Raw genomic sequence first — 25,336 nt, 5'->3', positions numbered from 1 at the left:
GTTCGTACCGGACCAAGTCGAGACACGAACGGCTTGCCGGTTCAGCGAGCGGTGTCGTCCTGCTCTTCGACCTTGGGAGGGAAGGGGCCGGTCGCCATCGCGATTTTTTCGTCCGCGCGCAGTGTGTAGGCTTCCGCGGGTCCTTCGGGCGGAAGAGTGCTCTGCCAGAAGAAGGTGATCGGCTCGCCCGTGCCCCAGTTATTGCCACCGACCGCGCGCCACACCAGCGTGCCGTTGTCGTCCTCGACCCGGATCACCCCATCGGGGCCGAGTGCCTTGGCCGCCTGCTTGCGGTCGTAGCCGATCGCGCCGGTAAATCCGTAAGCCTCGCGCACGGTGCCGAACACCGTCGCCGCCTCCACCTCGTCCAGCCCCACGGGCCGGGTGAAGGGCGGATCATTGGGCTCGTCCGTGCCCGGGGTCACGATATGGACATAAGTATAAACAGTCCCCTCGGGCATATCCTCGGGGTCGCAGGTGTCATATTCTTCGGGGCACGCGACATAGCTGACGATATCGCCGATCGACCGACCGCCCGCTACGATCGAAGCCTCAACTTCCGGCCCCACGGGGCCTTCGATCTTCGGCCCAATTTTGAGCTCGCCGAAATCGGACGCCACCAGATTGCGCGGTTCCGACGGCGCATCGCTGGTCAGCGTGGGCGAGGGGGTAGGGGCGGGCTCCGCCTCTTCCGATCCGCCCGAACAGGCGGCCAGGGCCAGCAGCGCGGCACAGCAGGCGAAGCGTGAAATCACTGCAACGCCTCTTTCACCCAGCCCGAGGTGCGGGTCATGTCCAGCGTCGCGCCGTGGCGCGCCTTCAGCTCCGCCATGACCTTGCCCATCGACTTGATGTCGGCTGCACTCAGATCGGTCTTCACCTGGTCGATCGCGGCGCGAGTCTCGGCCTCGTCCATCTGCTTGGGGAGGAATTCCTCGATCACGGCCAGTTCGGCCTCTTCCTGCGCGGCAAGCTCTTCGCGACCGCCGTCGCGGTACATCGCGATCGACTCTTTGCGCTGCTTGGCCATCTTCATCAGCACGTCGGTCACCAGCTCGTCGTCGTTGACCTCGCCCTTGGCGGTGCGCTGCTCGATATCGCGATCCTTGATCTTGGCCTGGATGAGGCGGAGCGCGGCCGTCCGCTCCTTGTTGCCGCCCTTCATTGCGGCGATGGTTTCCTGCTTGATGGTCTCGCGAATCATGGTTTCCGGTTTGCCTTTATCTCTTATCTCTTCAGACGAGCGCCTATAACAAATGTTCCTGTGGGTGGGAGACGCTTCGCGCGCTTGACGGGCGCGGAGTGCAGGCCTAGCCGGATGGCTTAGCACACATCGCCGGACAAATTTAAAGGAACGGACAAGCCCATGGCTTCAGCCGAGATCACTCCTGCGCAGCCTGAAGGCGCGACGGGCCTGTTGCTTCTTGCCGATGGTAGGGCCCTGTGGGGTGTCGGCTGCGGAGCCGAGGGAAGCGCGGTTGGAGAGGTGTGTTTCAACACCTCCATGACCGGCTATCAGGAAGTGATGACCGACCCGAGCTATGCCGGGCAGATCGTCACCTTCACCTTCCCGCACATCGGCAATGTCGGCGCGAATCCGGAAGACATCGAGAGCAAGGTGGAGAGCGCGCTTGGCTGCATCATGCGCGAAATCCCCACCGGGCCGAGCAATTTCCGGTCCACGCTGGATCTCGACACCTGGCTGAAGGGCGAGGGCAAGATCGGCCTCGCGGGCGTCGATACGCGCGCGCTGACCCGCCTCATCCGCCTGAACGGCGCACCCAATGCGGTGATCGCGCATGCAGCGGACGGCGTGTTCGACCTCGACGCGCTGTTGCAGAAAGCGCGCGAGTGGCCGGGGCTGGAGGGCATGGACCTCGCTCGGCGTGTGTCGCGCAAGGCGCACGAAGGCTGGCGCGGCGGCGCGTGGGAGCTGGGCAAGGGCTACGGCGAGAGCGCTGCGGAAAAGCCGCACGTGGTCGCGATCGACTATGGCGCGAAGGACAATATCTTCCGCCAGCTGGTCCGCGCGGGCGCGCGGGTGACGGTGGTGCCCGCCGAAACCTCGCTGGAGGATGTGCTGGCGCTTTCTCCCGACGGCGTGTTCCTCTCCAACGGCCCGGGCGACCCTGCCGCGACCGGCGCCTATGCGGTGCCGGTGATTGCCGGCCTGCTGGAGCGTGATGTGCCGATCTTCGGCATTTGTCTCGGCCACCAGCTGCTCGGCCTCGCGGCGGGCGCGAAAACGTCGAAAATGTTCCAGGGCCACCGCGGCGCGAACCACCCCGTCCAGCGTGTCGGCGAAGGGTGGGGCGATGCGACCGGGCTGGTCGAGATCACCAGCATGAACCACGGCTTCGCAGTCGACGGCGACACGCTGCCCGCGAATGTCGAGCAGACGCACGTCTCGCTGTTCGACGGCACCAATTGCGGCATCGCGATCAAGGGCAAGCGTGCGTTCGGGGTTCAGTATCACCCCGAGGCGAGCCCGGGCCCGCAGGACAGTTTTTACCTGTTCGAGAAGTTTGTGGGGATGCTGGGGTGAAGTCCATTCTTCTCGATCAGGCTCGGTGGGACGAGGCGTGGGATGAAGACCGCGTCGTCCTGACCAGATTGAGAAGAAATGGGGATGTCCCCGACGTCACGCGGCCTGTCGATGTCTCGTTTCGCGGGGATCTGACGGATTTGCAGAGAGTTGCGGAAGCGAGCGCAAACTGGGGCTTCGAGGTTCTGGAACTGATCGAAAAGGACGAGGACGGGAAGCCGTGGCTTTTTTTGGTCCGGCCTCAGAAAACCGACGATGAAACAATGCGCGAGATGGCGATAACCTATCTGCAGATCGAAGATGCCTTCTCTGTGCGGTGTGATGGATGGGGCTGCCTGGCGACAAATGAGCGCGGCCCAATCGATGACACCAACCCTTCGGAGTATCGGGAAAATTGCGGGGGCATTCTGGTCAGCGGTCCAGTTGCCAACGAAGTGGAACGAGCCAAGGCGACGCTGGACCTCATTCGCGATGAGGGTAGCGATCTGACCGTGGCCCGACATGTGGTCTATTTCTTCTATGGGGACGATCTCGACGCGCTTGCCGAAGAGCTGCGATCGTTGGGCTTGCAGGTTCACCGCAAAGGCGATGAGCAATACTGGCACGTGGATAAAAGACATCGTTCTATCGCGGAGACCGGGCGAGATGTTGAGTGGCTGGTCAGCACGGATTGTTTGATGGCGGACAGGTTAGAAATTATCGATGAGCCTTGGCGAACCTCCACGCTTCGGGACCTTTATCTCCTCGCCGAGAAGCACAATGCGATCATGGATGGCTGGCATGCACAGCTCGATTGATGCGTATTTCAACAGCGGACACCGGACCGAGAGGCCCAAATATGCTGACAGTTGCTTCTCTGTCGTCATTGCTGCGGGGGCTATTGTCTTGCGGCAGGATCGCGAGTTCTAACAGGATGTTCGCGCGCTCTCTCTCGATGCTGGCTCTCGGCCTTGCAGCGGCAGCCCCCGCGCACTCCCAAGCCCCCGCGCCCGCGCAGGAGTGGCCCGCGGTCGAACTCGCGCCCGGCGTGGTCTTCGCCGCCGATGGCTCGGTCGAGATCGAGGCGGGGCCGGGCGGGGTGCCGGTGGTCACCTTCTGGCGGCCGGTGCTCTTTCGCGAAGAGAGCAAATATCCCGTCGGCGGGCGGATGGATTGCCGCGTGGTTGCCGCCACGCAAGGTTATAGCGACGCCGCCTTCGACCTCGAAGCGACCTACGAGGCGGAAAGAAGCCAGCGCAAGCGCGAGGGGCATGTCGAGGAAGACCGCGCCCGCGCCTATGACGGCGATGTGCGCGAGCTCGACATCATCACCCGCCGCCGCAAGCCGCACGATCACCACGTCTTGAGCTACATCGCGATCAAGCGCGATACGCAGCTCGTCCAGATTCGCCGCAATTGTTCCTTCGTTCACGGCTATGATGTCGGCACGGTCGACTATCTCGCCTATGTCAATCGCTATACCGGCCTGCGCATCGCGGCCGCACCCCAGAGCCCCCCGGAGTCCTGATGCCCAAACGTACCGACATTTCCTCCATCCTCGTCATCGGCGCAGGCCCCATTATCATCGGGCAGGCGTGCGAGTTCGATTACTCGGGCACGCAGGCGATCAAGGCGCTGAAGGAGGAGGGCTATCGCGTCATCCTCGTCAATTCGAACCCGGCGACGATCATGACCGATCCCGAGTTCGCCGACGCGACCTATATCGAGCCGATCACGCCCGAGGTGGTCGAGAAGATCATCGCCAAGGAGAAGCCCGACGCGCTGCTGCCGACGATGGGCGGGCAGACCGCATTGAACTGCGCATTGAAGCTGTTCGAAAGCGGTGCGCTGGAGCGGCACGGGGTGCAGATGATCGGCGCGGATGCAGACGCGATCGACAAAGCGGAGAACCGCCAGCGCTTCCGCGAGGCGATGGACAAGATCGGGCTCGAAAGCGCAGCCAGCGGAGTCGCGCGGAGCGTCGATCAGGCGTTCGAGGTGCTCGAGCGCACTGGACTCCCCTCGATCATCCGTCCCAGCTTCACGCTCGGCGGGACCGGCGGCGGGATTGCCTACAACAAGACCGAATTCGAACGGATCGTGCGCGAAGGGCTCGATGCGTCGCCCACCACCGAGGTGCTGATCGAGGAATCGCTGCTCGGGTGGAAAGAATACGAGATGGAGGTTGTCCGCGATCGCAACGACAACTGCATCATCATCTGCGCGATCGAGAACGTCGATCCGATGGGTGTGCACACCGGCGACTCGATCACTGTCGCGCCCGCGCTGACGCTGACCGACAAGGAATACCAGATCATGCGCAGCGCCAGCATCGCTGTGCTGCGCGAGATCGGGGTGGAGACGGGCGGCTCGAACGTGCAGTTCGCGGTCAATCCCGAAAACGGCCGCCTGATCGTGATCGAGATGAACCCGCGCGTCTCGCGCTCCTCCGCGCTGGCATCGAAGGCCACCGGCTTCCCCATCGCGCGCGTCGCGGCGAAGCTGGCGGTCGGCTACACGCTGGACGAGATCACCAACGAGATCACCGGCGCGACCCCGGCCAGTTTCGAGCCGACGATCGACTATGTCGTGACCAAGATCCCCCGCTTCGCATTCGAGAAGTTCAAGGGCGCCGAACCGGTGCTCTCGACTGCGATGAAGTCTGTCGGCGAAGTAATGGCGATCGGTCGTTCCTTCCCGGAAAGCCTGCAGAAGGCGCTGCGCGGGCTGGAAACCGGGCTCGACGGGCTCGACCCGGTCGAGGAGCTGGAAGACGCGTCGCACGACCAGATCCTCGCTGCGATCAGCCGCCGCACGCCCTCGCGCCTGCTCGGCATCGGGCAGGCGTTCCGCGCCGGTCTGCCGTTCGAAACGATCCGCGAGACGACCACCTATGATCCGTGGTTCCTGCGCCAGATCGAAGCCATCGTTGAGGCGGAGAAGCAGGTCGCCGAAAACGGCCTGCCGCGCGATGCGGCCGAGCTGCGCAAGCTGAAGGCGATGGGCTTTTCCGATGCCCAGCTCGCACGGCTTGCGGTCCAGTCGGTCGGCGCGGCGCCGGGTGCGCAGGCTGCCCGTTCGGGCCTGCTGCACGATGCGATGCAGGCGATGGCGGGCGCGACCAGCGCCGAGGAAGTGCGTAAGCTGCGCCACAAGCTGGGCGTGCTGCCGGTCTACAAGCGGATCGACAGCTGCGCCGCCGAATTCGAGGCGGTCACGCCCTACATGTATTCGACCTACGAGGCCCCGGCCTTCGGCGCCCCGGCGGACGAATCCGATCCCTCGGATCGCAGGAAGATCGTCATTCTGGGCGGCGGTCCGAACCGGATCGGGCAGGGCATCGAGTTCGACTATTGCTGCGTCCACGCCTGTTTCGCGCTGAGCGAAGCCGGGTTCGAGACGATCATGGTCAACTGCAACCCGGAAACGGTCTCGACCGACTACGACACTTCCGACCGCCTCTATTTCGAACCGCTGACTGCGGAAGACGTGCTCGAGATCCTCGCGCGCGAGATGGTGAAGGGCGAACTGGTCGGCGTGATCGTCCAGTTCGGCGGGCAGACCCCGCTTAAGCTGGCGCAGGCGCTGGAGGACGAGGGCATTCCGATCCTGGGCACCAGCCCCGACGCGATCGACCTGGCCGAGGACCGTGAGCGCTTCGCCAAGCTGGTCAACAAGCTGAAGCTGATGCAGCCCGACAACGGCATCGCCAAGAGCCGCGATGAAGCCGCCGCCGCTGCGCGCAAGATCGGCTATCCCGTGCTGCTGCGCCCGTCCTACGTGCTGGGCGGCAGCGCGATGCAGGTGGTCGATTCCGAGGCCCAGCTGGACGACTACATCGCCAGCGCGGTGAAGGTGTCGGGCGAAAGCCCGGTGCTGGTCGACCAGTACCTGCGCGACGCGATCGAATGCGATGTCGACGTGTTGTGCGACGGGACCGACATCGTGGTTGCGGGCGTGATGCAGCATGTCGAGGAAGCGGGCGTACACTCGGGCGACAGCGCCTGCACCCTGCCGCCCTATTCGCTGAGCGCGGAAGTGGTCGAGGAAATCGAGCGTCAGTCCGAAGCGCTGGCGCGCGAGCTCAAAGTGGTTGGCCTGATGAACGCGCAGTTCGCGGTCAAGGAAGGCGAAATCTACCTGATCGAGGTCAACCCGCGCGCAAGCCGCACGGTGCCGTTTGTCGCCAAGACGATCGGGCAGCCGATCGCCAAATATGCTGCGCGGATCATGGCGGGCGAGAAACTGGCCGACCTGCCGCCGATCACGCGCGAGCTGGATTATGTCGCGGTCAAGGAAGCCGTGTTCCCCTGGGGCCGCTTCCCCGGCGTGGACCCGGTTCTCTCACCCGAGATGAAATCCACCGGCGAGGTGATGGGGCTGGACCGCGAATTCGCGATGGCCTTTGCGAAGGCGCAGCTGGGCGCAGGGATGATCCTGCCGCGCGGGGGCAGGGCGTTCGTGTCCGTAAAGGATAGCGACAAGCCAGCAATCGTCGATGCGGTGCGCGAACTGGTGGAGGACGGGTTCGAGATTGTCGCGACCGGTGGCACCCACGCCTACCTCGCCGATCAGGGCCTCCCGGTCACGCTGGTCAACAAGGTTGCGCAGGGCCGCCCGCATATCGTCGACCGGATCATCGACCACGAAATCGACCTGATCCTGAACACGACCGAAGGATGGCAGAGCCTGCGCGACAGCCAGTCGATCCGCGCGAGCGCGCTCGAACACAAGGTGCCGTACTTCACCACTGCATCCGCCGGTCGTGCAGCTGTGGAGGCGATTACCGCCCTTACGTCTCAACCGCTTGAAGTTCGCTCTCTGCAATCCTATTATTCCGGGACCTGACGTCCGCTCTCCTCCCCGAAAACCGCTCCTTGCCTCTACCGCCCCGATCCGGGCGCGGCGCAGGCGGGACTTTCGGAAAAGATGTGGCGGGCGTGCAGACCATTTAGGATAGATCGGGGGTACCCATGGAAAAAGTTCCGATGCTGGCAGAAGGCTATGAGCGGCTTACGACCGATCTGAAAGCCCTGCGCGCGGAACGTCCGAAGATCGTCGACGCGATTGAAGAAGCGCGTGCACATGGCGATCTTTCGGAAAACGCCGAATATCACGCCGCGAAGGAACGTCAGGGTCAGGTCGAGGCGCAGATCGCCGAGATCGAGGACCGCGTAACCCGCGCGCAGATTATCGATCCGTCGACCTTGTCTGGCGACAAGGTGGTGTTCGGGGCGACCGTGACCCTGCTCGACGAAAACGACAAACCGATTAAATACCAGATTGTCGGCCAGACCGAAGCGGACGCAAAGTCAGCCCGCATCTCCTACAATTCGCCTTTGGCGCGCGCGCTGATCGGGAAGAAGGTGGGTGAAGAGGTCGAGGTGACGGTGCCGTCGGGCGACAAGTTCTACCTCGTCGACAAGATCGAATTCATCTGAGCCTGCCGGCCTGACCCGCTTGAACTGCGGTGTCAGGCCAGGGCCTTCTCCATCGCATAATTGTGGATCGGCACGCTGCGGCCCGCGTGTTCGATCCTGAAGTCGCGTCTGTGCTCCACGCGATAGCCCGCCCGCTCGAACGCAGGGCGGGCCAGTTCGCTTGCTTCGGTGTAGAGCCGCGGTGCGCGCGCATCCCGGGCGAACCGTTCGGCGCGGGCCAGCAGCTGTCCTGCCAGACCACGCCGGGTGTGGTCGGGATCGCAGTAGAGATGGTCCACGTGGCAGCCATCGGCCTCCGGTACTTCCAGAAGCGTGTAGGCGCAGGGGTGGTCGCCTTCGTCCGCCGCGATGAAGATCGTCTGCCCATCGCGCACCCGCTCGATAAAATAGCGGTCGTCGCCATGGCGCGCGGCCCACGCCGCCACCTGATCGCGCGAATATGCGCGCGGACCGATCAGCTCGATCGCGCGCACCGCGATGGCCGCCAGCGCATCCGCGTCATCCTCGCGGAAAAGACGGATGCGATAGCTCATGCGTGGGCAGGTCGCGCGCGGACGCTCAGGCTGCCGGTTCGAGCAGCTTGTGAATGTGGACGATCACGTATTTCATTTCCGCATCGTCGACCGTGCGCTGCGCATTGGCACGCCAGGCTTCCTCGGCCTGTTCGTAGGTGCTGAACACGCCCACCACGTGGATGCTTTCCGGGTCCTGAAATTCGACCGAGCGAGGGTCTTTCACCCGGCCGCCCATCACCAGATGGAGGAGCTGGGGGGAGGTAGTTTCCTGAACGTTGTTGTCCGAATTTTGCGACATCGGGGGCCTTCCGCTGAGTTTGAAATGGATATGAAAAGGGCCCGCACGCCTTAACGCGCGCGGGCCCAAAAACAACAAGCTGTGCAGGAGCAATCCCGCACGCGCGTTATCCGACTAGAAGGGCAGGGCGGACTTGAGATCGCGATAGCCGCGCCCGGCCTTGCGCGCTGCGCGGCGACCGGCGTGACGCGCGGCGTCCTTCTGGCGGTCGGCATAATACGCCGCGTTGCGACGCGCCGCACGGCTGCCGAAGGCGACATCGTCGCCGAAGTCGACCAAGCGGTCACCGCCGTGGCGGGTGGCATCGCCGACCTTGCTCGCCATGCCGCTGGCATAGGCCATCCCAAGATCGGCCAGGTGATCGGCAAAGCCGACCGCGCGACCTGTCAGTTCGCGGCCCTTGGATGTGCGCGAGCCGATTGCGAGACCGATGAGGGCAACGGCACTGACGGTCAGGATCGGGTGTTCCTTGACGAATTCGGTCGCGCTGTCCGTCGCGTCGCGCGCCATGTCGGCAAGGCTGCGTTCTTCGTTGCGGCGTTCGCTCTGTTCGATCTTGCGGCGCAATTCGTCGCGCTGTTCCTGGGTGCTCATGCTTGGTCTCCAGCCTTAAAAGTGTGCTTTGATTGTAAAGCGCTGGGACGGCGCGAGAGTTCCGGGTTTAACCCGGCGGTCAGTCGATTTCGTCCCACGCATAGTCCTCATCGTCCGATTCATCGGACCGGCCACCGCCCAGCGCCCACCAGCCGATCACCGCCGCGATCACGGCGCCGATGCCGTAGGAGGCCGGTTTGTGCTTCTCGGCCAGCTCCTTGCCTTCTTCGAAGATGTCGGTCGCGCCGAGCAGGGCGGAACTGGCGATCCGGGCGACGATGCCCTTTTCCTCCACATCGCCCTTCAGGTGATCAATGTCATCCTTGACCAGCGCGCGCGCCGCATCGCGCAGCGCGCGGTCTTCTTCCATCCGGGCCTTGTGCGGCTTCATGCGCCGTCCCCCTTGAAGGCCTGGCTGACCCGCTTGAAGCGCGAACGTGCGACCAAGCCGACGATGATCATCAGCACCAGCAGGGTGCCGACCACCGCAGCGACCGCGACGAATGGCCCGATGATCGGCGCAAGCGCGATAATCAGCCCCACGACCAGCCCGATGAGGGCCAGGTGCAGGAAGGCCAGCGCGCCCAGCGCGAAGACGATACCCGACCCGGTCTCGCGCGAGGCATAGCTCGCCCGCGACTTCTGGAAGGCGACTTCGGCCTCCAGATAGGTCTTGCCGTCCTCGTAGAGCGCATAGGCATCGTCGAACAGCGAACCCAGCGGCTCTTCGTGAGCCCGGGTCGTCTCTGGATGCGGTGTTTCGGGGTTCAGCTTCGGGTTAAGGGAGCCTGCCGCATCGTGAGACGCGGCAGGCTGGTGGTGATGATCGTTTCGATCCGGCACAGTCCCTCCTCGCCGGCTCCGCTCAGCGGCGGAACATGCGGGCGAGGACGTAGCCGCCGAAGGCCGCGAGGCCGACGGACAGGCCGGGGTTCTTGCGCACGAACTGGCGCGCTTCGTCACCCAGTTCGTCGTAGGACTTGGTGTCGATATGGCTCGCCGCATCCTGCAGGCCGCGGGCGGCGTTGCGGGCGTGGTCGCCATATTTCGGGCCGAAATTGTCGTCGATCTTGGCCGCGTTCTCGGCGACCAGCCTGCTCAGCGAGGTGAGCGCTTCGCTCGCCTTGTGCTTGCCTTCGACGGCCAGTTCGCCGCCCTTGGCCAGCGCCTGATCCTTGTATTCGCTGCCCTTGGCGGCGGCCTGTTCCTTGTAGACCTGCGCACGCTGGCTGGCTTCGCCGCGCAGCGCCTGGGCACCGGCCTTGGCTTCGTCGAGCGCGGAGTTGAAGCGCGACTTGGCTTCTTCCTTGCCGCCGAGCGTTCCCTCGGCGGCGGCCGAGCCGGCAGGGGCACCCGCGGCATCGGTGGTCAGCGGAACCGCACTGGTGTCGTTGATCTTGTCGTCAGTAGCCATGGGTGTTTCCCTGTTATTGCAATTCGTATTCGACAGGCCGAACGCGGCTCCGTCCTCGTATGTTGCAACGCAGCTTGCATGGGTTCGTTCCACCGCATAAGCCGCGCCGAAACCAAGGTCGGCCCGTATTCTTCCGGCCTGGATAGCATGACTGAGACCGGAGGCCCAATGACTGCCATTATCGACCTGCACGCGCGCGAAATTCTCGACAGCCGGGGGAATCCGACCGTCGAAGTGGATTGCCTGCTGGAAGACGGCAGCTTCGGCCGCGCCGCAGTGCCCTCTGGCGCGTCGACCGGTGCGCACGAAGCGGTGGAACTGCGCGATGGCGACAAGGATCGCTATCTGGGCAAGGGCGTCACCAAGGCGATCGACGCGGTCAACAACGACATCACCGATGCCCTGCTGGGCGTGGACGCGGAGGACCAGCGCGACATCGATACGATGCTGATCGCACTCGACGGGACCGAGAACAAGAGCCGTCTGGGTGCCAACGCGCTGCTGGGCACCAGCCTCGCGGTCGCGAAGGCCGGTGCCAATGCGCGCGGCCTGCCGCTGTGGAGCTATGTCGGGGGCGTGTCCGCGCATGTCCTGCCGGTGCCGATGATGAACATCATCAATGGCGGCGAACATGCCGACAACCCGATCGACATCCAGGAATTCATGATCATGCCGGTCGGCGCGCCCACGCTCGCCGAAGCGGTGCGGTGGGGCGCGGAGGTGTTCCATACGCTCAAGAAGGAACTGAGCGCCAAGGGCCTTTCCACCTCGGTGGGCGACGAAGGCGGCTTCGCCCCCAATATCGGCAGCACCCGCGATGCGCTCGACCTGATCATGCAGTCGATCGAGAAGGCCGGGTTCGCACCGGGCAGCGACATCGTGCTGGCGCTCGACTGCGCATCGACCGAGTTCTTCAAGGACGGCAAGTATGTGCTGGCAGGCGAAGACGCGACGCTCTCGGGCGTCGAGATGGCGGACTACCTCGCCGCGCTGTGCAACGACTACCCGATCCGCTCGATCGAAGACGGCATGGCCGAAGACGATTTCGAAGGCTGGAAGGCGCTGACCGACAAGATTGGCGACACCGTCCAGCTGGTCGGCGACGATCTGTTCGTGACCAACCCGGCGCGTCTGCGTGACGGGATCGCGCGCGGCCTCGCCAACTCGCTGCTGGTCAAGGTCAACCAGATCGGCACGCTGTCCGAAACGCTCGACGCGGTCGATATCGCGCACCGCGCGGGCTACACGGCGGTGATGAGCCACCGTTCGGGCGAGACCGAGGATTCCACCATCGCCGATCTCGCCGTCGCCACGAACTGCGGGCAGATCAAGACCGGCAGCCTCGCCCGGTCGGACCGGCTCGCCAAGTACAACCAGCTGATCCGGATCGAGGAAGAGCTGGGCGACAGCGCGCATTACGCGGGCCACGCCTGCTTCGGTCGCCTGGCGCGATAATCGCGGAAGGGCGGGGGCGGTTTTTCGACCAAACCCGCCATTCTTTCGACGAGCCGCGATTGCGGCAGCCGAATCAGGGGCCTAGATCGGCCCTCGCAGAAGACCCGACGCTCTGCCGGGCCGCGAGGATTCCCCTATGAAAACACGTCTCATCGCCGCGCTCATGCTCGGCACCGCTGTCGCCGCGCTTGGCCCTGTCGCCTGCAACAGCCCCGACGCGAGCGAGCAGGTCGCCTCCACCCCCGGCACCGAGCTGGGCATCCGGCCCGACTGGATGGATACCTCGGCCAATCCGGGCGACGACTTCTTCCGCTATGCCGACGGCAAGTGGTACGATGAGACCGAAATCCCGGCAGACCGGTCGAGCGTGGGCGGCTTCTTCATCGCCGACCAGCAGACCGAAAAGAACATCGCCGCGCTGATCAAGGAGATCGTGAGTTCCGATCCCGAGCCCGGCACCGACGCGGCCAAGGTCAAGAAATTCTACCAGGCCTTCCTCGACACCAAGGCGATCGACGCCGCGGGCATGAAGCCGATCCAGGCCGACCTGAACCGCTTCGAGGGCATTTCGGACAAGCAGCAGCTGGCCAAGGTGCTCGGCAGCCAGGTCCGCGCCGATGTCGACCCGCTGAACGCGACCGATTTCGAGACCGAGAACCTGTTCGGCGTGTTCGTGACGCAGGCGCTCAAGGGTGGCGAAGTGGTCCCCTACATCCTGCAGGGCGGCCTCGGCCTGCCGGAGCGCGAATATTACCTCTCCTCCGACGCCAAGATGGCCGGGCTGCGCGGCGATTATCAGACCTACATCGCCAATCTGCTCAAGGCGGCGGATATCGACGATGCCGACGCGAAGGCGAAGCGGATCTACGATCTGGAAATGAAGATCGCCAAGGCGCATGTCAGCCGCGAGGATAGCGACGACTGGGCCACCGCCAGCTCGCTATGGTCGAAGAAGGACTTCGAGGCGAAGGCGCCGGGGATGGACTGGGACTCCTTCTTCAAGGCGGCGCAGCTCGATGGTTTCAAGACCTTCGACGCCTATCACCCGAGTGCGATCACCGGGCTTTCCAAGCTGGTCGAGAGCGAGCCGCTGGAGGCGTGGAAAGACTGGCTGGTGTTCCACCAGATCAACGCCAACACCGCCGTGCTGCCGACCAAGCTCGACCAGATGAGCTTCGATTTCTACGGCAAGACCCTGTCGGGCACCGAGCAGCAGCGCCCGCGCGACAAGCGCGCGCTGGCCGCGGTCAACACCTACATGGGCGATGCGCTGGGCAAGCTCTACGTCGAGAAATACTTCCCCGCCTCGGCCAAGGCCGAGATCAAGGGCATGGTCGACAATATCAAGGATGCCTTCGCCAACCGCATCGAAGCGGTCGACTGGATGGCGCCAGAGACCAAGGCCGAGGCCAAGAAGAAGGTCGAGACCATGGAAGTCGGCGTCGGCTATCCCGATGAGTGGACGGACTACGACAGCCTGACGATCAAGGAAGGCGATGCCTATGCCGACGTCCAGGCGGCGGAAAAGCTGCGTTACCGTCAGCAGCTGGCCAAGATAGGCAAGCCACTCGACAAGGGCGAATGGTGGATGAACGCGCAGCTGGTCAACGCGGTGAACCTGCCGGTGCAGAACGCGCTGAACTTCCCCGCCGCGATCCTGCAGCCGCCGTTCTTCGATCCCAAGGCGGACCCGGCCTATAACTACGGCGCAATCGGTGCGGTCATCGGCCACGAGATCAGCCACAGTTTCGACAATAACGGCGCGGAATTCGATTCCACCGGTGCGATGCGCGACTGGTGGACCGATGCCGATCGCAAGAAGTTCGAGGAAGCGGGCAAGGCTCTGGCCGCCCAGTACGATACGTACGAGCCGTTCCCCGGCCTCAACGTGAAGGGCGAGCTGACACTCGGCGAGAACATCGCCGACATCGCAGGGCTTCAGGCGGCCTATGATGCCTATCACGCCTCGCTCGGGGGCAAGGAAGCGCCCGTGATCGACGGGTTTACCGGCGATCAGCGCTTCTTCATCGCCTACGCGCAGACCTGGGCGACCAAGATGCGCGAAGCCGCGCTGCGCCAGCGGATCGCGACCGACGGCCACGCGCCGGGCCAGTACCGTGCGCTGACCGTGCGCAATATGGATGCCTGGTACAAGGCGTTCGACGTGAAGGAAGGCGACAAGCTGTACCTGCCGCCCGAGAAGCGCGTGAAGGTCTGGTAACAGCGATCAGGCGGAGGAGGGCGCGCGGCTCTCCTCCGCCTCCACTTCCTTTTCAGCCTCTTGCTCGAGCCGTTCGAGTTTCTCGATCTTCTTCCGGCTCTTGGGGCTGAGCAGGTACTGCCACACGCCCCATGCGTTGATCAGCAGCAGGATCGCGTTCATCGCCGCGATGGGGATGGCATTCTCGATCAGGCCTGAGGCGACCCACGTCACCGCGACCGCGCAGAACAGGACGAAGCCCCAGCCGGTTGCCTTGCGACCGAGGTCGGCGGCAATCAGTCCTGCGGCGATCATCGTGCCGATCGCGGCGATCCATTCGAGCGGTCCGTTCATGACCGCACCAATTCGCGAGGCGCGAGGCACGCCCCGCAATTAGGGAAGGTTAGCTTCGGTCGGCGAACCTGCCTGCGATATCGAGCAGCGCGATGGCCGCCTTCGCCGCTTCGCCGCCCTTGTTCTTCTGCGCCGGATCCGCGCGAACCTGGGCCTGGATCTCGTTCTCGACCGTGATGATCCCGTTGCCGATGGCGATGCCGTCCATCGTCAGCGCCATGATCGCGCGGGCACTTTCGCCGGCGACGATTTCGAAGTGATAGGTCTCACCCCGGATGACCACGCCGATGGCCACGAAGCCATCGTACTGGCCGCTCTCCGCCGCGAGCGCGATGGCGCCGGGGATTTCGAGCGCGCCGGGAACGGTCAGCACGTCGGCCTGGTGTCCGGCGTCTTCCAGCGCGGCACGCGCGCCTTCGATCAGCTTATCGTTCAGCTCGGCGTAGAAACGCGCTTCGACGATCAGGAAACGGGCCATCAAATTACTCCGGAATAGGGCGTTCGCCCACCACGGTGATGCCATAGCCTTCGAGGCCGATCACATTGCGGTGGGAATTGGTCAGCAGGGTCATTTCGGATACGCCGAGATCGGCAAGGATTTGCGCACCGATACCGTATTCGCGCAGGTCCCCGCCCGCAGGCCGGCCGGCGACTTCCGCCTGCAGCTTGTCGGGCTGGCCCGGCATCAGGCACACGATCAGGCCGCTGCCTTCATCGCCGATCGTGCGCATTGCGCGCTGCAGGGTGTCGCGCTTGTCTCCCGACCGGCCGAGCACGTCGTCGAACAGAGAGATGCGGTGCATGCGCACAAGAGTGGAGCGGTCGGAATGGACCTGCCCCTTCTGCAGCACCACGGAGACGCTACCATCCACCGTGCTGCGATAGTTGATCGCCCGCCATTCGCCGCCATGCGCGCTGGTGAAGGTGCTTTCGCCAGCACGTTCCACGAGGTGGTCGTGCTTCATGCGGTATTCGATCAGATCGCGGATGGTCCCGATCTTGAGCCGGTGACGACGAGCGAAGTCGATCAGATTGTCGAGCCGGGCCATCGTCCCGTCTTCGTTCATGATCTCGCAGATCACGCCCGAGGGGTTAAGCCCGGCGAGGCGCGAGATATCGACCGCGGCTTCGGTATGCCCCGCGCGCACCAGCACGCCGCCGTCGCGCGCGATCAGCGGAAAGACATGGCCCGGGGTCACGATATCCTGCGCGCCGCGGGTCGGATCAATCGCCACCGCAATGGTCCGCGCACGGTCGGCGGCGCTGATCCCGGTGGTGACGCCTTCGCGCGCTTCGATGCTGACGGTGAAGGCGGTTTCGTGGCGGCTGCCGTTGCTGCGGCTCATCAGTTCGAGGCCGAGCGCTTCGACGCGCTGGCGCTGCAATGTCAGGCAGATCAGGCCGCGCCCGTGGGTCGCCATGAAGTTGACCGCATCGGGCGTCGCCATCTGCGCGGGGATGACGAGGTCGCCCTCATTCTCGCGGTCTTCGTCGTCGACCAGCACGAACATGCGCCCGTTGCGCGCTTCCTCGATGATTTCCTCGATCCCGACGAGCACGGGCGTTTCGTCCTGCGCGTCGAGGAATGCGTCGAGCTTGCGTAGGGTCTCGGCGGTGGGGTTCCAGTCTTCGTCTCCGCAATCGCGCAGGGTGTTGGCGTGGAGCCCGGCCGCGCGGGCAAGGGCGGCGCGGGTCATGCTGCCGGAGGCGATGGCCTCGCGGACTCGGATAATGGTCGATTCGCTCATGGCGAAGGCCGCTATCACATTACGATGTGATATGGGAAGGAGGGGTGCACATTTTCCTGATGCGAAGCTGCCGGCGAGGCGCACCCCCGCTGTCTGTGAAGGGACATCAGGTCGAATAGTGGCGACGATGGGTGATGTCGGTGATGCGCGAAGCCCGAGGATACAGCCGCGCGCGAGGCTCCCACGCCTCATCGGAAACATCTTTGGAACCTCGTTTGATCATCGCGTACGGACCCATCGTCCTACCCCCTCACTTTGCCAGCTGCTCCAGCATCCGCTCGTAAAATTCGGCTGGCAGGGTGGTTGGAGCCTCCGCTTCCAAGTCGATGGCCTCCCTCAGCTCATTTGTAATCGCGATTGCCAGCACTGACAGCTCCTGGAGCTGATCTGGAGTGATCGCCGCCTGCTTAAACATATCCGCATAGGCTTTGCGCTTGGTGCGGTGAGCATAGACCCCATTCCGCAGTTTGCGCAGCTTTCCAAAGGTGGCCTCTGCCTCCCTTAGCGCCTGCCTGATCAGTGTCTGCGGGCCATGCTCAGCCTCCAGCTCATCTGTAAGGTGGGGCAGATTGATGGTGGCAGGGTTGGCATCCAACAGAGAGTGCAGCTCAATCACAGCCGTGAATAGCTGGCCATGCTCCAGGAACCTGATGTGCTCCCAATGATCCGCCAGCACCTCTCTGTGCCTGGCTCTCCCTTCCACCCCAGCAGTGAGCCTCCAAAGCGCGAGATGGGTGTGACAGCGCAGAGCCATGCGCCCAGCGGCGATGATCTGCTCTTTCAGAGGGAGGGGCGCAGCCATGGGGCATGGTTATGGAGGATATTGCCGCGCCCAGGAAGGGGTGCAACCCGGCCAACCTTTGCAAAGCAAAAGCTACCTACAGCGCTACCTAGCGTCAGATCAGCGCCCTTTCTGCTGCGTAGCCGACGCCAGAGTTTCACAGCGATTTCAAGGGAAGAAATGGTGGACGCACTAGGGTTCGAACCTAGGACCCGCTGATTAAGAGTGCGGCATAGCGGGGTCAACGGGGGTCAATCATGGTCAGTTAGGCGCTCGCGGGCCAGTAAAACCGCGACATTCCAGGCAATCAGCGTCAGCGGAGGGCAGCCAAGGGTGGCAGCCGCTCGGTGCTTGGCGCGGTAATTGAAGGAGAATGTCGCCATGGCCGTGACGAAGCTGACCGAAGCCCGCATCCGAGACCTCGCACTAGGGTCCGGCATCCACAGGGACACCGAGGTGAAGGGCCTGATGGTCATCTGCCACAAGACCACCAAGTCCTATGCCGTGCAGGGGGATGTGAGGCGGAACGGCCGCCACGTCCGCACGGTGCGGGTCAAGATCGACCGGGTCGACAGGATCGGGTTGCGGGATGCCCGCAACCGCGCCCGCGTGCTGATGAGCCAGATACAGAGCGGGGTGGACCCGACCGACGGCCCGGACGAGACGGGCATCACGCTTTCCGCAGCCCTAGACGCCCACTTGGAGGAGAAGCAGCGGAGGCCGCGGACGGTCGAGGGCTACCGCTACCACTTGAACCACTACCTGAAGAACTGGCGAAACAAGGCCGTGGCCGACATCTCCCGCCAGATGGTCCGTGATTTGTTCGCCGACCTGAAGCGGAAGCACGGGGAGCCGACCGCCGCCTCGGTCATGCGGACGCTCAGGGCAGTCATCAACACGGCCATGCGCATCGACGAGAGCCTCGAGGGCAACCCTGTGGCCGCGCTGCGGGTGCCGACCACTCGCAGGCGCAAGGTGGCGCCGCTGGACCTGAGGGAGTGGTGGGGCAAGGTAATGGAGCTGACCCCTGCCAGGCGCGACCTCCATGTGGCGATGCTCCTGACCGGAGCGCGCCGGTCCTCGATCCTGAACGTACGCAGGCAGGACGTGGACGTGGAGCGCGGTGTCCTGACGCTGACACACATGAAGACCTCCGACGAGCCGCTCAGCCTTCCGATCGGGTGGCGGCTGTCCAAGGTGCTCAACGCTCGGATGGAGGCGGACAGGCCGCTGGGTAGCGAGTGGCTCTGGCCTTCGCCGACCAGCCGCAGCGGGCACATCGAAGAGCCGAAGGAGCGGGGTCTGCCGAGCCCGCACGAGTACCGCCACCACGCCCGCACGCTCTATATCCAGGCGGGCGTTGGCTACGCCGAGAGCGCGCTGCTTCTCGGCCAGAAGCTACCAGGCGCTTCTGGCGGCTACGTACACGCCGAGCACCTCGTCGAGCACCTCAGGAAGCACGCACAGGCGCTCGAAGACCTGGTCTTCGCGGCAGCTCATCCGGGCTTCACCGAGACATCCGATGGCCGCGTGGTGGACCCGATGGGCTTCACGCCTGCGCTGCCCGCGCCCGAGTGATGGGTTAGTTCCGGGTCGCCGCCGTCCACTCGTCCGCTCCCAGCCTAAGGAGGGACGAGTGGACGGACTGACGATCGAAGACGTGCGCCTAGCGGTGCGCCAGGAACTGGCGAGGGCGCAGACGCCGTGGCTCGATAGCGAAGGCGCCGCAGCGTATCTCGGCACTAAGCCCGGCACGATGAAGACCTGGCGGGCCGAGGGGAAGGGGCCGCGCTACCACGTCATCCAGGGTCGGCTGGTCCGCTACCACCGGGACGAGCTCGACGAGTTCGTCTGCAGCGGCGGCTGACCATGATTTGCTCAAGCGATTAAACGTTGGTCCCACGCCCGCGGCACCGGGCGTAGGGGTGCGCATCCGCTCAGCAGAAGCAAGGATGCGAGAGATGCTACAATCAGTCATCGGCCTATCGGTCGCAGAGAGGGAGGCCGCGCGAGAGGCGCGTCTCCGAGAAGGGATCCTTACACCGATCGAGGCCGCCGAATACCTAGGACTGAGCGAGGCGTCCCTCCGCTGGTACAGGTGCAAGGGCAAAGGGCCGCGGGCCCACAAAGACGGCGGGCGGTGGTTCTACCTGCGCCACGACCTGGACGCCTACCGGCAGGACGTCTCCCAGTGACTGCCGCAAAGCAAAAGGGCGCCCCCGCTGGACAAGACGGGGACGCCCTCAATGCAGAGCGAGGGAATGGAATGGCCTCGCGAACAGACAGCGACTGCAGCCCCATGACGAGTAGGATTTGGAAGTGTCTGACGAACTGACGAATAGCCCCGCCGACCGGGCCGAAGCACCAGCATTCTTGAACGAAGCCACCTTCATCGCCTTGGACGGCAAGACGCCGGTCAAGAAGGGGTGGACGACCGACCCAGCCGCCCGCTTCGGCGCGGACGAGGCGTACTCGCGAGTCGCCGCAGGCGGCAACGTGGGCGTGGCGCTCGGGCCCGACGACTTGGTGCTCGACGTGGACCCCCGCAACTTCGACAAGGGAGACGATCCGTTCGAGCGGCTGAAGGCGCAGATCGGCGACGACCTCTCCGGGTTCCCGGCTGTCCGCACCGGCAGCGGAGGCTGGCACGTATACATGCGCCTCCCGGAAGGGACCGGTCGCATCAAGCGCGACCTGGCCAAGGACGGCTTCCCCGGCATCGACCTCAAGTTCGTCGGAGGCCAGGTGGTCGCGCCCGGCTCGGTGCACCCCGACACCGGCAAGCCCTACGTGGTGGAGAGGGACCTCGACCCGCTCGACGAGGGCCTGGGCCTCCCGGTCGCGCCAGCCGCGCTCATGGAGCTCGTGAAGCGTCCCAAGCGATCGGTCCGTACAGTCGCGCCGGGTGCCAAGTCGCCCGAGTGGCTGGCGCTGGCGCTCGAAAAGTTGCCGGTCGAGGACTACCGAGACCATGGCAGGTGGCTGGAGCTGATGATGGCCTGCCACGACGCGACCGGCGGGGCCGCCTGCGACGAGTTCGTCCAGTGGTCCGCCGGCGACCTCGCGTATGAGGGGCACGAACAGAGCAACGCAAGGCGGTGGGACAGCCTCGACAGCAGCAAGGACGGGCGCGTCACCTTCGCCACGCTCCGCAAGCACTTGGTCGACGCGGGCGTCAACCTGGAGGTCGGGCCCGACTACGAGGAGGCGGCCGCAGACTTCGCCGACTACGACGAGCCGCCGCCTGCCGGAACGATCACGCGCAAGGAGGCGAAGGTGCAGGCCCGGCTCCACCGCCAGACCAAGCTCCCGCAGACGGTCGAGGAGGTGAACCGGCAGGGCTACATCGCCACCAAGGACGACGGCGGGTTCCGGGTCTACAGGCAGGTCTGGGACTACGAGCTCGACCGCACCTACTGGGAGGTCCAGAAGAAGCAGGACTTCCTCGACAACCTCGCAGGCTACTCGGTCCCTGGCGAGACGCCGCAGGGCCGCGAGACGACCGTGCCGGTCGCCAGCTCGTGGCTCCGGTGGCCGGGGCGCAACCGCGCCACGGCGGTCAAGTTCGACCCCGCAAACCGCATCCCGGCGAGCGCCAAGGTGCTCAACCTTTGGACCGGGTGGACGGTGAAGCCCGCGCCCGGTGACTGGTCGCTGATGAAGCGCCTCCTGCTAGAGGGTCTCTGCGACGGGAACCAAGAGCTCTACGACTACGTGCTCGACTGGTCGGCCTTCATGGTCCAGCACCCGGACAAGCCCGCCGAGGTCGCCGTGTTCTTCGTGGGCGAGAAGGGCACCGGCAAGGGTACGTACTGCCGCGCCCTCTGCGAGCTCGCGGGCCGCCACGGCATGCACGTCAACAACCCCGACCACTTCGGCGGTCACTTCAACGCGCACATGCGCGACTGCATCTTCCTCTTCGCCGACGAGGCACTCTGGGCAGGGGACAAGAAGGCGGAGGGCCAGATCAAGGCGCTCATCACCGAGCCTACCGTCGTGATCGAGGGGAAGGGCAAGGACGCCGTGGTGTGCCGCAACTACCTCCACGTCATGGGCGCCTCGAACAACCCCTGGGTCTGGCAGGCGACGGAGGACGAGCGGCGCCTGGTCACGAACCGCGTCAGCAGCAAGTTCAAGGGCGACCACGCGTTCTTCACGGCGCTGCGCAAGCAGATGGACGAGGGCGGCAAAGCCGCCATGCTCCATGAGCTCTTGGAGCGCGACATCTCGGACTTCCACCCGCGCAAGAGCCAGCCGAGGACCGAAGAGCTCAAGCGGCAGATCGACCTCTCCCGGCCGCGCGTCATCCAGATACTGGAGGCCGCGCGCGAGGAGGGCCTAGAGCCGTTCGAGCCCGGCCGCGACCTGATCGCCATGCACGAGGACATCCTCGCTACGAGGGAGGTCCAGAAGTCGATCGACCGGATCGGCCACACGCAGGTGAAGCGCCACGTGGAGGAGTGGCTGCGGGAGATCGGCGCCCAGCCGCACGACCGGTGCACGAAGAAGGGCGGCGGCCTCCACGGTCGCCCGACCGAGCGCCTCTGGTCACTGAGGGACCACGAGCGTTACGCGGGCATGACCGCCATCCAGCGCGCCGACGAGTTCCTGACCCAGAAGCACGACCTCGCGGGCGAGAAGGACTGACCGGGCGCGCACGCGGGCGAGTGCTGTCTCCCGTGGTGTCTCCCGCCTGTCTCCCGGCAAGGCGCTGATCCGTAAAGGAAAAGCCGTACCGGGAGACAGGGGACGGCGGGAGACAGCGCGTTCCGGGTTCCCATGGAAAAAACGCGACGACCGCCCCCACAGTCGAACAGGCACCTGGCGACCCCCACCGGCTGGACAGATCGCCACCCCGTTTTTTCCTGTACGACTAAAAAGCACTGTATCCCTCTCTACCCCTGTCTCTCTCATACATAAATGCTTAGAAAACATAGACTTTCAGGGAGACACTGGAGGGATACACTGGGGAGACAGCACTCACCCGCGTGTCCCGAGGCGGAACGTGGGCCGTGGGGAGTTGGGGCGTCCAGGTGCTGCCATCCGTCCTCCGTCCGATCGCAAAAGGCGCGCGCGGGCGCATAATGCCCGCACACGTGCGCCCGCGTGCGAGGCCCACTGATCGAGTGTCGTGGGAGCTAGAGGACTGTTACCTATGGTTTCCAGCGCGTTGACTTTCCCCTCCGGTCACAGGCACTGGACTGAGTACCGGTTTGAGTAGGGAAGGGTGGACGAATGGGCGTGACCAAAGCGTTCGGTTCGGTGTGGGCTAGAATTGGATTGGGCTTGGCTGCTGTTGCTGCCGTAAGCGTCTTTCTCTGGCCGGATGAGAACTGGCAATTGGATGCTGCGGAGCTTGTTGCTGCGCTCACTGCGCTCGCCCTGTGGATTTGGTCTGAGATCACCTCGGTGGAACGGGCGGTTAGTCCGCACGATCTTGAGCTCTTTGAAAACTTCAGGAAAGCTTATGGCCCTGGCGCGAAGAGTCTTCTGCGAGACCAAGACTTCGGTCACTCATTCGTCTTTAACAAGGCAGATGGCTTGTTCGAGATGTCTCATTGGGACGACGCAACCTACGAATACGTAGATCTCAAGGTACAGGAAAAGTGGGAGCCAGTCCGGGTTAAAACTGAAGAGTTCACAGCCATGGTCGCTAGGCACACAGGCCCCCTCGGTGGCAATTCAAGTCTCGGTACGGTGCATCCCGATCAGGGAAACCCCGACTTTCCCGAAGATTTCGTCGTGAAGCGGATCGACGAACTTAACGATGCCGCCCAATCTCTGTTCGCCAGCCTCGAAGAATTTGAACGATCCGCCCGTAAGCGTCTCAAGCTTTAACTCATTTGCTGGCGTCTCGCGCCCACGCCCGCGCGGCATGTGCCCGCGAATGGCAGGATCACCGAAGAAGCGAGCGAGGCGGGAGAGGGCGGGGGCGATGGCCGACCCGCTGGACGAGGCGGCGCCGCGCCCACCCCTGGCACCGATCCCCTTCGAAGGCGGCCAGCCGACCGCCGAGGCACTCGATGCGATCGCTGCCGCGCTGTCCGAGGGCTACCCCCGCCACCAGATCGCCCGTGCGCTCGGCACGACCGTTAAGACGCTCAAGCGGATCGTGGACGGCAGCGAGGCGCTGATGGACGCGGTCGAGGCCCGCAAGGACGCCGAGGAGGCGGAACTGCGCGACATCCTGATGGGCATGGCGAAGGCGGGCGATACAGTGGCCGCGATCTTCCTGGGGAAGAGCCAGTACGGCTGGCGCGACCGCGACGACGGCAAGGGCCAGGTAGTGCAGGGCGGCGGCGTCCTGGTCGTGCCCGGCATGGAGAGCCTCGACACTTGGATGGCGCGCGCGGAGGATCAGCAGAAGCAGTTCCGGGAGGCGCCGGTCGAGGTAACCGACGAGCTGGCCGACCGGGCCGAGAGCGCGAAGCGCGCCAGTCGCCCGCACGAAGGGTCGTCGGGCATTGAGGGGCTGCGGCTGGTCAAGCCGGGGCGCTGAACCCACTTCGGGTGGGAGTGGAGATAGCCAACCCCGCAGCTACACTAACTCCAAACGCCCAGACGGTATCGAAAATTGGGACGAGTATCGACATTAGCATAACAGTACGGTTCTTACTGACACAGGCGGTCTTATTCGAAATCGATCGCTTTTTGTTCATATTGCTCTCCTCGAGTTTCATTCCGCAAGCGCGGAGGGTGAAAAGGAGGGCGCCAAGAACTAGTGCAGCCAGGGGATTCGAACCCCACCCAACCCCCGAAGTGGTTGTTACGTGTTTACTTAGTGGCGCCGCACTGCTGCGGCAAGCCCGCCTGACACCGTATAGGTGGGCAAGCGCGCTAGAAGCGAAGCCGGTTCAGGGAGTTGGGCTACGCGCTTTCGCGGAGGTACCGTGTTGAGCACCGATCTAACTGGGGATATGTTCTCGGTATGATCTTGCCAAGATCGCGCGCTTGGGTACAATCGGAGACATGCGACGCTTTTTCACTGCGTAGCTTCCCGACAATCAGCCGAGACGATTTCACCAACCGTGTTGCCCTCGGCTGATTGTCGGGAAGCTACGCATGTGCGCGAACGAGCGCTAGCAATCCTCTGGCGGCTCCATTTCGTCGCATGTGAGGGCCTTTTATACGTCATGAGGGGTCTCCGGGATTACTTCATAGTTGAAGTTATCATACTGTTTTTAGGCATTTTTGTCCAGTAGGGCGGGCTCCCAAATCCCCAATATCAGCCTGTGACCCGGACGATATGCTTCATGAACGAGGCGGTCATCTCGAAGATGAACTCGACCTCCTCCTCAGGCAGCTTGTCGTCGTGCTTCACATGCTCGTTCTGATACTTGCAATAGTAGTCCAGCAGGCGGGTGAACATGTTGGTGAACTGTGGGGACGACCCGCTCGCCTTGAGCCTCGCACCGATGGGCTGGACTTGGTTTTCAAGGCTCTTGCCGTTGTCGAGCACACTCTTGAGCAGCAGCTCCAACCCTAGACGCAAATCGTCGATGAGATTGCGCTGGAAGATGCCCGCATCGTACTTAAGCTTGGCCTCCTCAAGCTTCGCGAGTGCGGTCGGGTGAGCGTGAAGCCAGTGGCGGGTGTCGTCGATGAGGGGGACATCGAGTTCGCGGACCTCTTTGTCTGGCCGTAGGTCGCCGAAGCGCGAGTAGAGCTCTGCCTTCAGCTTCATCCGTTCCTGCTTGCTCGACGATCCGACCGGGAAGGAATGATGCTCGCATAGCTCCTCGATGATGAGGAACTGCTGCGGAGGCGCGAAGGCCTGAATGCTCTCAAGCAACGCGGTTCGCTTATTGGGGGCGTCAAACGGATACGAGGGATAGGGCACCCGAACGTCCCACTGGTCGGCATACCCGTTCATTGCACGTACGACGTTGGGGCCCGACATACCCGAGTTGGTATCGGCCAGGAGGTCGCACGCTTTGCTGAGAAAGCCGACAGGGATGGATTCGCTGAACATCTGCAGACGCTAGCAGAAGCCCGGAAGAGAGGCCCACTGA

26 protein-coding genes are annotated in these 25,336 nt (G+C 64.1%); 13 read left to right on the top strand and 13 right to left on the bottom strand.

Annotated features, from left to right (window positions below; genetic code table 11):
• Nucleotides 1–41: 41 nt before the first annotated feature.
• Both K7H93_RS15035 and K7H93_RS15030 read right to left on the bottom strand, forming a co-directional pair.
• Complete coding sequence (locus K7H93_RS15035; protein WP_230784310.1) at nucleotides 42–755, bottom strand: hypothetical protein; 714 nt, start codon at nucleotides 753–755, stop codon at nucleotides 42–44.
• Nucleotides 752–1,204 (bottom strand): GatB/YqeY domain-containing protein, encoded by a 453-nt coding sequence (locus tag K7H93_RS15030; protein ID WP_230784309.1) that lies wholly within the window; start codon nucleotides 1,202–1,204, stop codon nucleotides 752–754. Before K7H93_RS15030 ends, K7H93_RS15035 begins: the two co-directional genes overlap by 4 nt.
• A gap of 162 nt (nucleotides 1,205–1,366) precedes the next feature.
• On the opposite strand from K7H93_RS15030, the gene carA reads away from it, so the two are divergent.
• The 5 genes from carA (at nucleotide 1,367) to greA (ending at nucleotide 7,965) form a co-directional block, all read left to right on the top strand.
• The gene (gene carA, locus K7H93_RS15025; RefSeq protein ID WP_230784308.1) at nucleotides 1,367–2,545 is read left to right on the top strand and encodes a glutamine-hydrolyzing carbamoyl-phosphate synthase small subunit; all 1,179 of its coding nucleotides are present in this window, start codon (nucleotides 1,367–1,369) and stop codon (nucleotides 2,543–2,545) included.
• The gene (locus K7H93_RS15020; RefSeq protein WP_230784307.1) at nucleotides 2,542–3,342 is read left to right on the top strand and encodes a ribonuclease E inhibitor RraB; all 801 of its coding nucleotides are present in this window, start codon (nucleotides 2,542–2,544) and stop codon (nucleotides 3,340–3,342) included. Before carA ends, K7H93_RS15020 begins: the two co-directional genes overlap by 4 nt.
• Before the next feature lie 116 nt (nucleotides 3,343–3,458).
• Nucleotides 3,459–4,052 carry a carbamoyl-phosphate synthase large subunit gene (locus tag K7H93_RS15015; RefSeq protein ID WP_230784306.1) on the top strand — a complete coding sequence of 198 codons (594 nt, stop codon included), beginning with the start codon at nucleotides 3,459–3,461 and terminating at the stop codon, nucleotides 4,050–4,052.
• A complete protein-coding gene (gene carB / locus K7H93_RS15010) occupies nucleotides 4,052–7,372 on the top strand; it encodes a carbamoyl-phosphate synthase large subunit (protein WP_230784305.1) in 3,321 nt (1,106 codons plus the stop codon). Before K7H93_RS15015 ends, carB begins: the two co-directional genes overlap by 1 nt.
• A 125-nt stretch (nucleotides 7,373–7,497) precedes the next feature.
• Nucleotides 7,498–7,965, top strand: coding sequence for a transcription elongation factor GreA (greA, locus tag K7H93_RS15005; protein WP_230784304.1), 468 nt, complete (start codon nucleotides 7,498–7,500; stop codon nucleotides 7,963–7,965).
• Between the two features lie 32 nt (nucleotides 7,966–7,997).
• Here greA and K7H93_RS15000 read toward each other — a convergent pair whose 3' ends face one another.
• The 6 genes from K7H93_RS15000 to K7H93_RS14975 all read right to left on the bottom strand — a co-directional run bounded on the left by K7H93_RS15000 (nucleotide 7,998) and on the right by K7H93_RS14975 (nucleotide 10,786).
• The gene (locus K7H93_RS15000) at nucleotides 7,998–8,498 is read right to left on the bottom strand and encodes a GNAT family N-acetyltransferase (RefSeq protein ID WP_230784303.1); all 501 of its coding nucleotides are present in this window, start codon (nucleotides 8,496–8,498) and stop codon (nucleotides 7,998–8,000) included.
• A 25-nt stretch (nucleotides 8,499–8,523) separates the two neighbouring features.
• On the bottom strand, nucleotides 8,524–8,778 hold the full coding sequence (locus K7H93_RS14995; RefSeq protein WP_010237920.1) for a DUF4170 domain-containing protein: 255 nt from the start codon (nucleotides 8,776–8,778) through the stop codon (nucleotides 8,524–8,526).
• 114 nt (nucleotides 8,779–8,892) lie between these two features.
• Nucleotides 8,893–9,372 (bottom strand): hypothetical protein, encoded by a 480-nt coding sequence (locus K7H93_RS14990; RefSeq protein WP_054524289.1) that lies wholly within the window; start codon nucleotides 9,370–9,372, stop codon nucleotides 8,893–8,895.
• Between the two features lie 79 nt (nucleotides 9,373–9,451).
• Nucleotides 9,452–9,763, bottom strand: a complete 312-nt coding sequence (locus K7H93_RS14985) for a hypothetical protein (RefSeq protein ID WP_230784302.1) — start codon at nucleotides 9,761–9,763, stop codon at nucleotides 9,452–9,454.
• Nucleotides 9,760–10,215 (bottom strand): phage holin family protein, encoded by a 456-nt coding sequence (locus tag K7H93_RS14980; protein WP_230784301.1) that lies wholly within the window; start codon nucleotides 10,213–10,215, stop codon nucleotides 9,760–9,762. Before K7H93_RS14980 ends, K7H93_RS14985 begins: the two co-directional genes overlap by 4 nt.
• Nucleotides 10,216–10,237: 22 nt before the next feature.
• Nucleotides 10,238–10,786 (bottom strand): hypothetical protein, encoded by a 549-nt coding sequence (locus K7H93_RS14975; protein WP_222823744.1) that lies wholly within the window; start codon nucleotides 10,784–10,786, stop codon nucleotides 10,238–10,240.
• A 168-nt stretch (nucleotides 10,787–10,954) separates the two neighbouring features.
• On the opposite strand from K7H93_RS14975, the gene eno reads away from it, so the two are divergent.
• Both eno and K7H93_RS14965 read left to right on the top strand, forming a co-directional pair.
• Nucleotides 10,955–12,241, top strand: a complete 1,287-nt coding sequence (gene eno / locus K7H93_RS14970; protein ID WP_230784300.1) for a phosphopyruvate hydratase — start codon at nucleotides 10,955–10,957, stop codon at nucleotides 12,239–12,241.
• Nucleotides 12,242–12,377: 136 nt separating this feature from the next.
• Complete coding sequence (locus K7H93_RS14965) at nucleotides 12,378–14,462, top strand: M13 family metallopeptidase (protein WP_230784299.1); 2,085 nt, start codon at nucleotides 12,378–12,380, stop codon at nucleotides 14,460–14,462.
• A gap of 6 nt (nucleotides 14,463–14,468) precedes the next feature.
• On the opposite strand, the gene K7H93_RS14960 is transcribed toward K7H93_RS14965, so the two are convergent.
• The 4 genes from K7H93_RS14960 to K7H93_RS14945 all read right to left on the bottom strand — a co-directional run bounded on the left by K7H93_RS14960 (nucleotide 14,469) and on the right by K7H93_RS14945 (nucleotide 17,345).
• Nucleotides 14,469–14,795, bottom strand: coding sequence for a hypothetical protein (locus K7H93_RS14960; protein ID WP_230784298.1), 327 nt, complete (start codon nucleotides 14,793–14,795; stop codon nucleotides 14,469–14,471).
• A 49-nt stretch (nucleotides 14,796–14,844) separates the two neighbouring features.
• Complete coding sequence (gene ribH, locus K7H93_RS14955; RefSeq protein WP_010237930.1) at nucleotides 14,845–15,273, bottom strand: 6,7-dimethyl-8-ribityllumazine synthase; 429 nt, start codon at nucleotides 15,271–15,273, stop codon at nucleotides 14,845–14,847.
• Between the two features lie 4 nt (nucleotides 15,274–15,277).
• Nucleotides 15,278–16,543: a 3,4-dihydroxy-2-butanone-4-phosphate synthase gene (gene ribB, locus K7H93_RS14950; RefSeq protein ID WP_230784297.1), complete on the bottom strand. Its 1,266-nt coding sequence runs from the start codon at nucleotides 16,541–16,543 to the stop codon at nucleotides 15,278–15,280.
• 250 nt (nucleotides 16,544–16,793) lie between these two features.
• Nucleotides 16,794–17,345: an AbiU2 domain-containing protein gene (locus tag K7H93_RS14945; RefSeq protein ID WP_230784296.1), complete on the bottom strand. Its 552-nt coding sequence runs from the start codon at nucleotides 17,343–17,345 to the stop codon at nucleotides 16,794–16,796.
• Between the two features lie 360 nt (nucleotides 17,346–17,705).
• On the opposite strand from K7H93_RS14945, the gene K7H93_RS14940 reads away from it, so the two are divergent.
• The 6 genes from K7H93_RS14940 to K7H93_RS14915 all read left to right on the top strand — a co-directional run bounded on the left by K7H93_RS14940 (nucleotide 17,706) and on the right by K7H93_RS14915 (nucleotide 23,823).
• Entirely contained in the window at nucleotides 17,706–18,902 is a 1,197-nt protein-coding gene (locus K7H93_RS14940; RefSeq protein WP_230784295.1) for a tyrosine-type recombinase/integrase, read from the top strand.
• A gap of 58 nt (nucleotides 18,903–18,960) precedes the next feature.
• The gene (locus K7H93_RS14935; protein ID WP_230784294.1) at nucleotides 18,961–19,191 is read left to right on the top strand and encodes a helix-turn-helix domain-containing protein; all 231 of its coding nucleotides are present in this window, start codon (nucleotides 18,961–18,963) and stop codon (nucleotides 19,189–19,191) included.
• A 94-nt stretch (nucleotides 19,192–19,285) separates the two neighbouring features.
• Complete coding sequence (locus K7H93_RS14930; protein ID WP_230784293.1) at nucleotides 19,286–19,519, top strand: helix-turn-helix domain-containing protein; 234 nt, start codon at nucleotides 19,286–19,288, stop codon at nucleotides 19,517–19,519.
• A 124-nt stretch (nucleotides 19,520–19,643) separates the two neighbouring features.
• Nucleotides 19,644–21,971 carry a DUF5906 domain-containing protein gene (locus tag K7H93_RS14925; RefSeq protein ID WP_230784292.1) on the top strand — a complete coding sequence of 776 codons (2,328 nt, stop codon included), beginning with the start codon at nucleotides 19,644–19,646 and terminating at the stop codon, nucleotides 21,969–21,971.
• A 588-nt stretch (nucleotides 21,972–22,559) separates the two neighbouring features.
• Nucleotides 22,560–23,162: a hypothetical protein gene (locus K7H93_RS14920; protein WP_230784291.1), complete on the top strand. Its 603-nt coding sequence runs from the start codon at nucleotides 22,560–22,562 to the stop codon at nucleotides 23,160–23,162.
• A gap of 49 nt (nucleotides 23,163–23,211) precedes the next feature.
• Nucleotides 23,212–23,823, top strand: a complete 612-nt coding sequence (locus tag K7H93_RS14915; protein ID WP_230784290.1) for a hypothetical protein — start codon at nucleotides 23,212–23,214, stop codon at nucleotides 23,821–23,823.
• Between the two features lie 726 nt (nucleotides 23,824–24,549).
• Here K7H93_RS14915 and K7H93_RS14910 read toward each other — a convergent pair.
• Nucleotides 24,550–25,296, bottom strand: coding sequence for a hypothetical protein (locus K7H93_RS14910; RefSeq protein WP_230784289.1), 747 nt, complete (start codon nucleotides 25,294–25,296; stop codon nucleotides 24,550–24,552).
• Between the last annotated feature and the right edge of the window lie 40 nt (nucleotides 25,297–25,336).

Source organism: Citromicrobium bathyomarinum (assembly GCF_021021475.1).
GTDB classification, from domain to species: Bacteria; Pseudomonadota; Alphaproteobacteria; order Sphingomonadales; family Sphingomonadaceae; genus Alteriqipengyuania; species Alteriqipengyuania bathyomarina.
Note: the sequence above shows the minus strand (reverse complement) of the source record. Positions and strands in the feature narration are given on the sequence as shown.